A 13,360-nucleotide genomic window follows, 5' to 3' on the forward strand; every position below is an offset into this window, starting at 1 on the left:
CCCGCCCCTAATTTCTGTCGGGCGACAGAAATGATCCAGGAGGCCGACACCGAAGCGGAGGTCCCGCGCATGGCGACAGAGACCACGTACGGAGCCCGTGACCATGCCCGCGCCCAGGAGGGGAGCCGGGCCGAGGCCATGCCCGTCGTGCCGGCCCGGGACTGGCCGACGCCGCCCGGTGCGGCGGATCGGCTGGTGTGGGCCGAGACGGTGGCGGGCGGCAACTACACGCACCGGGTGCTGGCCCGCGGCACGGAGCTGCGGCTGACCGATCTGCGCGGCGAGGCGTGCGCGCATCTGTTGCTGTACGTGGCCGACCGCCCCTGGGAACGGCTGAACGTCGCCGACACGGTCAAGGTCCAGTGGAACGCCTACCTCGGCGAGAACCGACTCCTGCTGTCCGACCAGGGCCGCGTCCTCGCCTCCGTCGTCGCCGACACCTCCGGCCGGCACGACGCGCTGTGCGGCACCTCCACGCTCGTACGCAACACCGGGCGCTACGGCGACGGCAGCCCGCAGTCCCCCTCCCCCGCCGGCCGTGAACTGTTCAAGCTGGCGGCCGCGAAGAACGGCCTGGAGCCCCGGGATCTGCCGCCGTCCCTGTCTTTCTTCCAGGGCGTGGAGGTGCGCGAGGACGGCACCCTCGACTTCACCGGCTCGACCGGGCCGGGCGGCAGCGTGACCCTGCGCGCCGAGCAGGGCGTGACCGTGCTGATCGCCAACGTGCCGCATCCGGCCGACCCCCGCACCGAGTACGTCAGCACCCCGCTGGAGGTGCTCGCCTGGCGCGCGGCCCCGACCGGCCCCGACGACCCCCTGTGGAATGCCACCCCCGAGGGCCGCCGCGCCTTCCTCAACACCGCCGAATTCCTCGCCGCGAGGGGGCTCGCATGACCACGAAGGCGACCACGAACACGACCGTCGTTCCGGCCCGCGCCCCCTGGTCGTCCGTCGTCCGCGCAGGCGAGACGCTCACCATCACCGATCTGCACGGCAACCAGGCCGTCGACTTCCTCGTCTACGACGCCCACGACACGTCCGTCCGCTACAGCGCGCCCGACACGATCCAGGCGCAGGGCGGCATCTTCCTCACCACGTCAAGCGTGCTCGTGTCCAACGAGCACACCCCGCTGATGACCGTCGTCGCCGACGACGTCGGCCGGCACGACACCGTCGGCGGCGCCTGCTCCAAGGAGTCGAACACGCTCCGGTACGGCCATCACACCTGGTCGCAGCACGCTTGCGTGGACAACTTCCTCGCCGAGGGCGCCAAGTACGGCCTCGGCAAGCGCGACCTCGTCTCCAACATCAACTGGTACATGAACGTGCCGGTCGAGAAGGACGGCACCCTCGGCATCGTCGACGGCATCTCGGCACCGGGGCTGTCCCTGACCCTGCGCGCCGAGCGCGACGTCCTCGTCCTCGTCTCCAACTGCCCCCAGATCAACAACCCCTGCAACGGCTTCGAGCCGACGGCTGTGGAGATGACGATCACGGAGGCGGGCGAAGCAACCGGGCCGGGCAACGCAGCCGAGGTGGGCGGCGCATGAGCTTCGACACGCTGCTCGTCGCCAACCGGGGCGAGATCGCCGTCCGCATCATCCGTACGGCCCGCGAGCTGGGCCTGCGCACGGTGGCCGCGTATTCCGACGCGGACCGCTCGGCGCCCCACGTCCGGTTCGCCGACACGGCCGTACGGCTCGGCCCGGCGCCCGCCAAGGAGTCGTACCTCGACGCCGACCTGGTGCTGAAGGCGGCCAAGGACAGCGGGGCCGGTGCGATCCACCCCGGCTACGGCTTCCTGTCCGAGGACGCGGTGTTCGCCCGGCGTTGCGAGGAGGCCGGGATCGTGTTCGTGGGGCCTACGCCCGAGCAGCTGGAGCTCTTCGGCACCAAGCACACGGCGCGGGCGGCGGCCGAGGCGGCCGGCGTGCCGCTGGCGCCGGGGACGGGGCTGCTGGGGTCACTCACCGAGGCACTCGAAGAAGCACAGGTCATCGGCTATCCCGTCATGCTCAAGGCGACCGGCGGCGGGGGCGGTATCGGCATGTCGGCATGTCGCTGCGCCGATGAACTGACCGAGGCCTGGGAGCGGGTCCAGCGGATCGCCGCCGCCTCCTTCTCCTCCGCCGGCGTGTTCCTGGAGCGGCTCGTCGAGCGGGCCCGCCATGTCGAGGTGCAGGTCTTCGGCGACGGCGAGGGCAGGGTGGTCACCTTCGGCGACCGGGACTGCACCCTGCAACGGCGCCACCAGAAGGTGGTGGAGGAGGCCCCGGCACCCGGTCTCCCGGCTCACCTACGCGAGCAACTGGCCGTCGCAGCCCGCGACTTGTGCGCCTCGGTCGGCTACCGCTCCGCCGGAACCGTCGAGTTCGTGTACGACGCCGCCCGCGAGGAGGCCTACTTCCTGGAGGTCAACACCCGCCTCCAGGTGGAGCACCCGGTCACCGAGGAGATCTACGGCGTCGACCTGGTCGCCTGGATGCTGCGCCTGGCACGCGGCGAGCGGGACGTCGTCCGCGACCCGGGTCCACCGCGCGGCCACGCCGTCGAGGCCCGCCTCTACGCCGAGGACCCGACGCGCGAACACCGGCCCAGTGCGGGCCTGTTGACGAGGGTCGAGTTCCCGCACGGGGTACGGGTCGACGGCTGGGTCGAGACGGGCACCGAGGTGACAACGGCGTACGACCCGATGCTCGCGAAGATCATCGCGTACGGCCCCGACCGCGCACACGCGCTGCAACGGCTGGACGAAGCGCTGGCCCGCACCCGCGTCGACGGCATCGAGACCAACCTCGGCCTGGTCCGGGCAGCGCTGGCGCACCAGGACTTCCTGGCCGCCGCCCACACGACGGCGACCCTCGCGACCGTGTCCGACCCAACGCCCCGCATCGAGGTCCTCTCCGGCGGCACCCTCACCACCGTGCAGGACTGGCCCGGCCGCACCGGCTACTGGCAGGTCGGCGTGCCGCCCTGCGGCCCGATGGACGACCTGTCCTTCCGGCTCGGCAACCGCGCCCTGGGCAACCCCGAGGGCACACCAGGTCTCGAATGCACCCTCCAGGGACCGGAGTTGCGGTTCTCGCGCCCCACCACCGTGTGTGTGACGGGCGCCCCGGCCCCGGTCACGGTCGACGGCGGCGCGGTGGCGCAGTGGGAGCCGGTGACGGTGCCGGCGGGGGCCGTACTGGACGTCGGAGCGCCGGCCGAGCACGGCCTGCGGACGTATGTCCTCGTCGCGGGCGGTCTCGACGTCCCCGCTTTCCTGGGCAGCGCGAGCACCTTCACGCTCGGCCGGTTCGGCGGGCACGGCGGACGCGCGCTGCGGACGGGCGACGTGCTGCACGGCGGCACGGTCGCCGAGGGGGCGCCGGTCCCCTTGCCCGACCGCCCCTCCTTCGGTGCCGTATGGCACATCGAGGCCGTCGAAGGGCCGCACGCCGCCCCGGAGTTCTTCACCGAGGACGACATCCGCGACTTCTACGCCGCCGACTGGAAGGTCCACTTCAACTCCGCGCGGACCGGTATACGGCTCATAGGTCCCCGGCCGCGCTGGGCACGCGCCGACGGCGGTGAGGCGGGCCTGCACCCGTCCAACATCCACGACACGCCGTACTCCGTGGGTGCCGTCGACTACACCGGCGACATGCCGGTGCTGCTCGGCCCGGACGGCCCGTCGCTGGGCGGGTTCGTGTGCCCGGCGACGGTGATCAGCGGCGAGCGCTGGAAGCTGGGGCAGCTGCGGCCGGGCGACACCGTGCGGTTCCGGCCCGTGCGGGCCGACGGCTCCGCGCGCCCGGAGATCGCCGACGGCGGGGTGCTGGCGCGGGACGGCGATGTGACGTACCGCCGCGGTGGTGACGACAGTCTGCTGGTCGAGTTCGGGCCGATGCGGCTGGACCTGGCCCTGCGCATGCGCGTCCACGCACTGATGGAGGCGGTGGCCGAGGCGGGCCGGGACGGGATCACCGACCTGACCCCGGGCATCCGCTCGCTCCAGATCCAGACGGACCCGACCCGTCTGCCGCAGCACGAACTCCTCGCCGAAGTGAGGGAGATGATCGCCTCCCTGCCGCCCACCGACGAGCTCGTCGTCCCGTCCCGTACCGTCCACCTCCCCCTCTCCTGGGACGACCCGGCCACCCGCGAGGCCATCTCCCGCTACATGGCGGGCGTACGCGACGACGCGCCCTGGTGCCCGTGGAACATCGAGTTCATCCGCCGCGTCAACGGTCTGGAGTCGGTCGAGGACGTGTACCGGACGGTCTTCGACGCGGAGTATCTGGTCCTGGGGCTGGGCGATGTGTACCTGGGCGCCCCCGTCGCGACCCCGCTGGATCCCCGGCACCGCCTGGTGACCACCAAGTACAACCCGGCGCGCACCTGGACCGCGGAGAACTCGGTCGGCATCGGCGGGGCCTATCTGTGCGTCTACGGCATGGAGGGGCCCGGCGGCTACCAGTTCGTGGGCCGTACGACCCAGGTGTGGTCGGGGTGGCAGCAGCGCGGGGCGTTCGAGCCGGGCTCGCCCTGGCTGCTGCGGTTCTTCGACCGGATCAGGTGGTATCCGGTGAGCGCCGAGGAGTTGCTGGAGCTGCGGGCGGACCTCACGTCCGGGCGGTTCGTGCCGCGCGTCGAGGAGGGCACCTTCTCGCTCGCCGACCACCGTGCCTTCCTGGCCGAGAACGCCGAGTCGATCGCGGAGTTCCGGGCCCGGCAGCAGGCCGCGTTCGCGGCGGAACGGGACGCGTGGGAGGCGGCCGGCGAGTTCGCGCGGGCGGACCAGGCGCCGGCACCTGCCGTACCGGCGGTCGAGGTGACCGTCCCGGCGGGCGGGCGGCTCGTCGAGGCCGAGTTCGCGGCGTCGGTGTGGCAGCTGAACGTCCAGCCGGGTGACGAGGTGACGGCCGGACAGCCGCTGCTCGCCCTGGAGGCGATGAAGATGGAGTCCAGGGTGCACGCGCCGATCACCGGCGTGGTCGTGAAGGTCCTGGTCAGGCCCGGAGATCAGGTGGAGGCGGGGACGGCGCTGGTCGTACTCGCGCCCACCACGCCCTGAACGGCAAGGAGAACGAAGTCATGTCGAGCGCTCTGTCCCGGGTCCGCGCCGCCTACGCCCGGATCGAAGCCGTGGACCGCCCCGAGATCTGGATCGATCTGCGCCCGCCGACGGCGGTCGAGGCCGAGGCCCGGATCATCGACGAACGCGTGGCCACGGGGGAACGACTCCCTCTCGCGGGCCGCCTGTTCGCCGCCAAGGGCAACATCGACGTCGAGGGCCTGCCCACTACCGCGGGGTGCCCTTCGTACGCCTACGAGCCCGAAACCGACGCACCCGTGGTCGCCCGGCTCCGTGCTGCGGGCGCGCTCGTCCTCGGCACCACGAACCTCGACCAATTCGCGACGGGCCTCGTCGGCACCCGCTCCCCCTATGGCGCGGTCCGTAACGCCCACGACCCGGCCAGGATCAGCGGTGGCTCCAGTGCCGGCTCAGCCGTCGCGGTAGCGCTCGGCATCGTCGACTTCGCGCTCGGCACGGACACGGCCGGCTCGGGCCGGGTTCCCGCCGCCTTCAACGGCATCGTCGGCCTCAAACCCAGCCGGGGACTCGTCCCGACGCAGGGCGTCGTCCCGGCCTGCGCGTCCCTCGACTGCGTGACGGTGTTCGCGCGGACGCTGCCGGAGGCCGAGCAGGCACTGTCGTTCATGGCGTCCCCGCCGGGGCGCGCCCTGCCCCCGCTCCCCCAGCGCACGCCGGGGCCATGGCGCATCGCGGTCCCGCCGACGGACCGGCTCGGCGAGCTGGACGAGGGCTGGGCGAAGGCCTACGAGGCAGCCGTACGGCAGCTGGCCGCCGCGGGCGCCGAGATCCGCACCCTCGACCTCACCCCGTTCACCGACGCCGCCGCCATGCTCTACGAGGGTGCCTTCGTCGCCGAGCGCTACACGGCCGTGGGGAGCTTTGTCGACAAGGCGGTGGCAGCGGGCGACGACACCCTCGACCCCACCGTCGCCGGCATCATCACCCGCGCCCGCGACATCCCGGCCCACCGGCTCTTCGCCGACCAGGACCGGCTGGCCGCCCTGCGCGCACGCGCCGAGGCCGAACTCGCCGACGCCGACGCCCTGTTGCTCCCCACCACGCCCGGCCACCCCACCCTCGCCGAAGTGGCCGCCGACCCGCTGGGGGCCAACGCCCGCCTGGGCCGTTTCACCAACTCCACCAACCTCTTCGACCTGGCGGCGGTCGCCGTCCCGGCCGGTGAGGTGAACGGCCTGCCCTTCGGCGTGATGCTGATCGGCCCCGCGTTCACGGACGAACGGCTCGCGAGGATCGCGGGCCTGCTCCGCCCGGAGATCCCCCTCGCCGTGGTCGGCGCCCACCTCTCCGGCCAGCCCCTCAACCCCCAACTCCTGGCCCTGGGCGCCCGATTCGACCGTACGACCACCACGGCGCCCGTGTACCGCCTGCACGCCCTGTCCACGTCCCCGCCCAAGCCGGGCCTGGTCCACGTCGGCGAGGGAGGAGCCTCGATCGAGGCTGAGGTGTGGCGCCTCCCGGCGGAGGGCCTCGGCCGGCTCCTCGCCGCGCTGCCCCGCCCGATGGCCCTGGGGCACGTGGAACTGACGGACGGCAGCCACATCCCGGGGTTCCTGTGCGAGCCGGCGGCCCTCACGGACGCCGAGGACATCACGTCCTACGGGGGCTGGCGGGCGTATTTGGGGGGCGGCCGCTCCTGAAAAAGACCAAAGGCAAGGAGGTCACTCACTCCTTGCCACTTTCAACTTATAGCGCACAGGGGGGCTTGCGGCAAGGCCCCCATCGTCCCGCACAATCGTCGACCTGAGCCCAGGGCCTGCGGAAATAGGGGGAGTCGCGAAGTGCGCGTGCTGTTGTCCACGTATGGATCGCGCGGGGATGTCGAGCCGATGGTGGGACTCGCGGTGCAGTTGCGAGCGCTCGGCGCGGAGGTGCGGATGTGCGCGCCGCCGGACTTCGCGGAGCTGCTCGACGGTTTCGGCGTGCCGCTGGTGCCGGTCGGCCGGCCGGTGCGTGCCATGACGAAGGAGGTGGTGACGGGGACCACGCCGATGCCGGCGAAGACCCTGCCCCAGCGCGCGGCCGAATTGGTGGACTCGGCGTACGACGCGCTCGCCCCGGCGGCCGAGGGCTGCGATGTGCTGGTGGCGACCGGTTTGCTGCCGTTCGCGGCAGCCGGGCGGGCGGTGGCCGAGAAGCTGGGCATCCCGTATGTGTTCGTGTCCTACTTCCCGTCCTACCTGCCGTCGCCGCACCACCCGCCGCTGGAGTGGCCGGGCCGGCCGCTCCCGCCGGACGTGACCGATAACCGGGTGCTGTGGGACCTGAACGCCGAGCATCTGAACGAGCTTTTCGGTGACGCGGTGAACACCCACCGGGCCTCGATCGGCCTGCCCCGGGTGGCCAATGTCCGCGAGCACGTCCTGACCGACCGGCCGTTGCTGGCGGCGGACCCGGATCTGGGCCCGTGGCCGGAGCCGGCGGATCTCGACGTGGTGCAGACCGGCGCCTGGATCCGGCCGGACGAACGGCCGCTCCCGGCAGATCTGGAGGCGTTCCTGGACGCGGGCGCACCCCCGGTCTACGTGGGCTTCGGCAGCATCCCCCTGCGCGACGCGGAGGGCGTCTCCCGGGCGGCCATCGAGGCGGTGCGCGCGCAGGGCCGCCGCGTACTCGTGGGGCGCGGCTGGGCCGACCTGGCCCTGATCGACGACCAGGACGACTGCTTCGCCGTCGGCGAGGTCAACCAGCAGAAGCTGTTCGGCCGGGTGGCCGCCGTGGTCCACCACGGCGGGGCGGGCACGACGACGACGGCCGCCCGGGCCGGTGCGCCCCAGGTGGTGGTGCCCCAGTTGGCGGACCAGCCGTACTGGGCCGGCCGGGTCGCCGAGCTGGGTATCGGCGCGGTGCACGACGGTCCGACCCCGACCTTCGAGTCCCTGTCGGCCGCGCTCAAGACGGCCCTGGCCCCGGAGACCCGCGCACGGGCGACCATCGTGGCCGACAAGGTCCGCACGGACGGGGCGACGGTGGCCGCGAAGCTGCTGATCGACGAGTTCAGCCGATAGGCCGGCCCACAGAGCGCAGAACCGGAAGACCGGCGCGATGCGTCCCGCCGGTCCGCACGCCTTGCCACGCACACGGTCGCGAACGACCTCATTCGGAGCTGATGAAGTGAATCACCCCCTGACCACCAGCGCGTTCGGCCTTCCCGACCGCCTGTCCGCCAAGGCCGACCCGGTGCTGATCGCCGACGACGAGCAGCACTTCGCGGCCATCGCTCAGTGCCTGGAGCAGTCGATCGCCGACCTGACCGACCGTCTCGACGCCGAGCGCAGGGCACCCGGCGGCGCGGGCCGGCAGGCGATGGACCGGGACGCGGAGATCCACCGGCTGACCGCCCGCCTGCGCGCACTGCGCCGCTTCGGCCTGGACCTGTGCCTGGGGCGCATGGTCGGCGCGGACGGCTCCGAGCCCCTGTACATCGGACGGCTCGGCCTCACCGACAGCACGGGCCGCCGACTGCTGATCGACTGGCGCTCCCCCGCGGCGGAACCGTTCTTCGGCGCCACCCACGGCAACCCGATGGGCCTGGCGAGCCGCCGCAGGTATCGCTGGACCGGCGGCCGGATCAGCGACTACTGGGACGAGGTGTTCACCGCGGACGGGCTTGCCGGGCACGCCGCGCTCGACGACCAGTCCGCCTTCGTCGCCAGCCTGGGCAGCAACCGTTCGCCCCGGATGCGGGACGTGCTCGGCACCATCCAGGCCGACCAGGACGCCATCATCCGCGCGGGGTCCCGCGGCGCTCTCGTCGTGGACGGCGGTCCGGGTACCGGCAAGACCGTCGTCGCCCTGCACCGCTCCGCCTACCTCCTCTACTCCGACCCGCGCCTCGGTCACCGTCGGGGCGGCGTGCTGTTCGTCGGCCCGCACCGGCCGTACCTGGCTTACGTCGCCGACGTCCTCCCCAGCCTCGGCGAGGAGGGCGTGCAGACCTGCACCCTGCGGGACCTCGTCGCCGAGGGAGCCACGGCAGGGATCGAGGCCGATCCGGAAGTGGCCCGCCTGAAGTCGTCCGCGGATCTGGTGCACGCGATCGAGAAGGCCGCCCGGTTCTACGAGGAGCCGCCGACCGAGGGGATGACGATCACGACCCACTGGTCGGACATCTGGCTGAGCGCCGACGACTGGGCCGTGGCGTTCGAGGCGGCGGAGGCCGGTACCCCGCACAACGAGGCCCGCGACCAGGTCTGGGAGGAATTGCTGACGATCCTGGTGGACAAGCACGAGGGCGACGCCCCGGAAGAGCTGCTCCGCAAGTCGCTGACGCGGGACAGGGAACTGCTCACGGCCTTCAACCGCGCTTGGCCGCTGCTCGAGGCGACGGATCTCGTGGGAGACCTGTGGTCGGTCCCGGCCTACCTGCGGATGTGCGCTCCCTGGCTCAGCCGCGACGAGGTCCAGCTGCTCCAGCGCGAGGACGCCCAGGCCTGGACGGTGTCCGACCTGCCGTTCCTGGACGCGGCACGGCAACGGCTCGGTGACCCGGAGGCGGCACGGCGAAGGCGCCGGGAGAAGGCCGCCCTCGCCGTCCAACGCGAGGGCATGGCGCGGGTCGTCGACAACCTGATCGCGGCCGATGACGACGGTGAGGGCCTCATGACTCAGCTGCGCCGAGAGGACTTCCAGCGCAACCTGGTCGACGAGTCGGAGCTGGCCTCCATCGAACCGGACCTGCTCGCGGGCCCGTTCGCGCACGTCGTCGTGGACGAGGCCCAGGAACTGACCGACGCGCAGTGGCAGATGCTCCTGCTGCGCTGCCCGTCCCGGAGCTTCACCATCGTCGGGGACCGCGCCCAGTCCCGGAACGGCTTCACGGAGTCGTGGCAGGAACGGCTGGAGCGGATCGGCCTCGACCGGATCAACCTGGCCTCCCTGAGCATCAACTACCGGACACCGGAAGAGATCATGACGCAGGCCGAGCCGGTCATTCGGGCCGCACTCCCCGACGCCAACGTGCCGACGTCCATCCGCAGCGGCGGCGCCCCCGTCCTCCACGGCTCCGTCTCGGACCGCGACTCGATCCTGGACATGTGGCTCGCCACGCATGCGGAAGGAACGGCCTGCGTCATCGGCGACCCCGACTTCCAGCCCACGAACCGAGTCCAGTCACTGACCCCGGAGCTGTCGAAGGGGCTGGAGTTCGACTTGGTGGTGCTCATCGCCCCGGAGACGTTCGGCGAGGGCATCGGGGGTGCGGTCGACCGCTATGTGGCGATGACGCGGGCCACACAGCAACTGGCAATTCTGACCGCTACCTCTTGAGGGGCGACGAGTGCACGCCCTGAGGGGCGCGGGGCTGTATCGACGTGCGGCTCCGCCGCGCGGGCGCGACCAGCCACGACGAACCCCGCTCCCGCCCACGATCAATCACCCCACCGACGAATAGGCGACAACCCCCCGCAACAACCCGTCCACAGCCTTACGCGCACTCTTCGCCACAGTCGAGCCCTCCGCAGGAGACGCCGCCGAGATCTGCCCCAGCACATCGATCACCTGCTTGCACCACCGCACGAAGTCCCCCGCCGGCATCTCCGCCTCACGCAACACCTCATCGAGCCCCTTACCACTGGCCCACATATAGGCAGCCCAGGCGAAGCCCAGGTCGGGTTCCCGCTGCCCGACACCTTCGCTCTGGGTGATCCGGAAGTCCTCCTCAAGGGCATCCAGCCGCCCCCAGATCCGAACCATCTCACCCAGCGAGGCCTTGGCCTTGCCCGAAGGCAGCTTCGGCGCCATCGCATCGTCCCCGACCCGCGCCTCATACACCAACGCCGAGACACAGGCGGCCAGTTCAGCAGGGCCGAGGCCCTCCCAGACACCCTCCCGCAGGCACTCGCTGGCCAGCAGGTCGAGTTCGCCGTACAGCCGCGCGAGCCGCTTGCCGTGCTCGGTGACCTCGTCGCCGCGCAGATAGTCCAGCTCGGTCAGCAGCGCCACGATCCGGTCAAACGTACGAGCAATGGTGTTCGTACGGCCTTCGATACGGCGCTCCAGCTGCGAGGTGTCCCGCAGCAGCCGGTGGTAGCGCTCGGCCCAGCGGGCGTGGTCCTCCCGGTCGTTGCAGCCGTGGCAGGGGTGCGCGCGCAGGGCCTTGCGCAGCCGCTCGATCTCGCGGTCGTCGGCCGCCTGTGAGCGCCGCTTGCGGTGCCGGTCCGGCGGAATGTGCCCGGCCTTGGTGCGCAGCGCGGACGCGAGGTCCCGACGGGACTGCGGGGAGCGCGGGTTGAAGGACTTCGGGATCCGCATCCGCTCCAACGCCTCGACGGGCACCGGGAAGTCCATCGACGCCAGCCGCTTGACCTGCCGTTCCGCGGTCAGGACGAGCGGGCGCGGGCCGTCGTGGTGCTCGAAGCCGCGGTGGCCGTTGGACCGCCCGGCGGGCAGCCCGGGGTCCAGCACCAGCGCGAGACCGGCGTACTTGCCCGTCGGCACATGGATGACGTCACCCGGCTTGAGCTTCTCCAGCGCGACGGCGGCCTCCGCGCGCCGCTGCGCCGCGCCCTGCTTGGCCAACTCGTTCTCGCGGTCCTTGAGTTCGCGGCGCAGTCGCGCGTACTCCTCGAAGTCCCCGAGGTGGCAGGTCATGGACTCCTTGTAGCCCTCGAGCCCCTCCTCGTTGCGCTGCACCTGCCGTGAGATCCCGACGACCGACTTGTCGGCCTGGAACTGCGCGAAGGACGTCTCCAGCAGCTCGCGCGAGCGGTGCCGCCCGAACTGCTCGACCAAGTTGACCGCCATGTTGTACGACGGCTTGAAGCTGGACCGCAGCGGATAGGTACGCGTGCCGGCCAGCCCCGCGAGGTGGTCGGGGCTCATACCGCGCTGCCACAGCACGACCGCGTGGCCCTCGACGTCGATCCCGCGCCGCCCGGCACGACCGGTCAGCTGCGTGTACTCGCCCGGCGTGATGTCGGCATGCTGCTCGCCGTTCCACTTGACGAGCTTCTCCAACACCACCGAGCGGGCAGGCATGTTGATGCCCAGCGCCAGCGTCTCGGTGGCGAACACGGCCTTCACCAGGCCACGGACGAACAGCTCCTCGACGACCTCCTTGAACGTCGGCAGCATGCCCGCGTGGTGGGCGGCTATACCGCGCTCCAGGCCTTCCAGCCACTCGTAGTAGCCGAGGACGTGCAGATCCTCGGTCGGGATGGCGGCGGTGCGCTCCTCGACGAGAGCGCGCACCCTTTCCCGCGCCTCCTCGTCGTTCAGCCTCAGCCCCGCGTACAGGCACTGCTGTACGGCGGCCTCGCAGGCGGCCCGGCTGAAGATGAAGGTGATGGCGGGCAGCAGGCCCTCGGCGTCGAGCCGCTCGATGACCTCGGGACGCCCCGGCGTCCACACCCGGGACCGCTGTCTGCGCTCCCGCTCCCGGTCGGCCTCGCGCATCGCACGCCCGCGTCTGCGGTCCTGGTAGGACGGGCGCTGGGCCTCCATCCGGGCCAGCCGCGTCAGGTCGGGGTTGACGGCCTTCTTGTGGCCCTCGCCCTCCTCGAACAGGTCGTACATCCGCCGCCCGGCGAGCACATGCTGGAACAGCGGTACGGGCCGGTGTTCGGAGACGATCACCTCGGTGTCGCCGCGGACGGTGTCGAGCCAGTCCCCGAACTCCTCGGCGTTGGACACGGTCGCCGACAGCGAGACGAGCGTGACCGACTCGGGCAGGTGAATGATCACCTCTTCCCATACGGCTCCGCGGAAGCGGTCGGAGAGGTAGTGCACCTCGTCCATGACCACATAGCCGAGGCCGAGGAGGGTCTGCGACCCGGCGTACAGCATGTTCCGCAGCACCTCGGTGGTCATCACGACCACGGCGGCGTCGGGGTTGACGCTGTTGTCGCCGGTGAGCAGACCGACCATGCCGTTGCCGTAACGGCGGCACAGGTCGGCGTACTTCTGGTTCGACAGCGCCTTGATGGGCGTCGTGTAGAAGCATTTCTTGCCCTGCATCAGGGCGAGGTGGACGGCGAACTCGCCCACGATCGTCTTGCCGGAGCCGGTGGGCGCGGCCACCAGAACGCCCTTCCCCGCCTCGAGCGCCTGGCAGGCCTCGATCTGGAAGGGGTCGAGGCCGAAGTCGTACATCTCGCGGAAGGAGGCGAGCGCGGTGGCCTGCTCGGCAGCGCGCCTGCGTGCTGCCGCATACCGCTCGGCCGGTGAGAGGTCCTCTGTCATCGTGCTTTCGAGCGTACCGGGCGCCACTGACAACAGGACGATCATTATCCGGATCCGCACCCGGCGGACCCGGGGTCC

The 13,360-nt window shown here is 71.6% G+C and carries 7 protein-coding genes; 6 read left to right on the forward strand and 1 reads right to left on the reverse strand.

Going from position 1 to position 13,360, the window contains the following annotated elements; genetic code table 11:
- Nucleotides 1-69: 69 nt before the first annotated feature.
- The 6 genes from ACTMVF_RS08820 (at nucleotide 70) to helR (ending at nucleotide 10,369) form a co-directional block, all read left to right on the forward strand.
- Nucleotides 70-894, forward strand: coding sequence for an urea amidolyase associated protein UAAP1 (locus ACTMVF_RS08820; protein ID WP_441270376.1), 825 nt, complete (start codon nucleotides 70-72; stop codon nucleotides 892-894).
- Complete coding sequence (locus ACTMVF_RS08825) at nucleotides 891-1,550, forward strand: urea amidolyase associated protein UAAP2 (RefSeq protein ID WP_441270377.1); 660 nt, start codon at nucleotides 891-893, stop codon at nucleotides 1,548-1,550. The genes ACTMVF_RS08820 and ACTMVF_RS08825 overlap by 4 nt, the downstream gene beginning before the upstream one ends.
- The gene (locus tag ACTMVF_RS08830) at nucleotides 1,547-5,059 is read left to right on the forward strand and encodes a 5-oxoprolinase/urea amidolyase family protein (RefSeq protein WP_441270378.1); all 3,513 of its coding nucleotides are present in this window, start codon (nucleotides 1,547-1,549) and stop codon (nucleotides 5,057-5,059) included. The genes ACTMVF_RS08825 and ACTMVF_RS08830 overlap by 4 nt, the downstream gene beginning before the upstream one ends.
- Before the next feature lie 20 nt (nucleotides 5,060-5,079).
- Nucleotides 5,080-6,741 (forward strand): allophanate hydrolase, encoded by a 1,662-nt coding sequence (gene atzF, locus ACTMVF_RS08835; RefSeq protein WP_441270379.1) that lies wholly within the window; start codon nucleotides 5,080-5,082, stop codon nucleotides 6,739-6,741.
- 141 nt (nucleotides 6,742-6,882) lie between these two features.
- Nucleotides 6,883-8,109, forward strand: a complete 1,227-nt coding sequence (locus ACTMVF_RS08840) for a glycosyltransferase (protein ID WP_441270380.1) — start codon at nucleotides 6,883-6,885, stop codon at nucleotides 8,107-8,109.
- A 106-nt stretch (nucleotides 8,110-8,215) separates the two neighbouring features.
- Entirely contained in the window at nucleotides 8,216-10,369 is a 2,154-nt protein-coding gene (helR, locus tag ACTMVF_RS08845) for an RNA polymerase recycling motor ATPase HelR (RefSeq protein WP_441270381.1), read from the forward strand.
- Between the two features lie 105 nt (nucleotides 10,370-10,474).
- On the opposite strand, the gene ACTMVF_RS08850 is transcribed toward helR, so the two are convergent.
- The gene (locus ACTMVF_RS08850; protein ID WP_441270382.1) at nucleotides 10,475-13,327 is read right to left on the reverse strand and encodes a DEAD/DEAH box helicase; all 2,853 of its coding nucleotides are present in this window, start codon (nucleotides 13,325-13,327) and stop codon (nucleotides 10,475-10,477) included.
- Nucleotides 13,328-13,360 lie beyond the last annotated feature (33 nt).

The organism is Streptomyces sp. SD31 (assembly GCF_052068475.1).
Taxonomy (GTDB): Bacteria; Actinomycetota; Actinomycetes; order Streptomycetales; family Streptomycetaceae; genus Streptomyces.

Excerpts from the sequence above, each read along its gene's own strand:
- ACTMVF_RS08850 (WP_441270382.1), bottom strand. The coding sequence starts at position 13,327 with ATGATCGTCCTGTTGTCAGTGGCGCCCGGTACGCTCGAAAGCACGATG.
- ACTMVF_RS08830 (WP_441270378.1), top strand. The coding sequence starts at position 1,547 with ATGAGCTTCGACACGCTGCTCGTCGCCAACCGGGGCGAGATCGCCGTC.
- ACTMVF_RS08825 (WP_441270377.1), top strand. The coding sequence starts at position 891 with ATGACCACGAAGGCGACCACGAACACGACCGTCGTTCCGGCCCGCGCC.
- ACTMVF_RS08820 (WP_441270376.1), top strand. The coding sequence starts at position 70 with ATGGCGACAGAGACCACGTACGGAGCCCGTGACCATGCCCGCGCCCAG.
- atzF (WP_441270379.1), top strand. The coding sequence starts at position 5,080 with ATGTCGAGCGCTCTGTCCCGGGTCCGCGCCGCCTACGCCCGGATCGAA.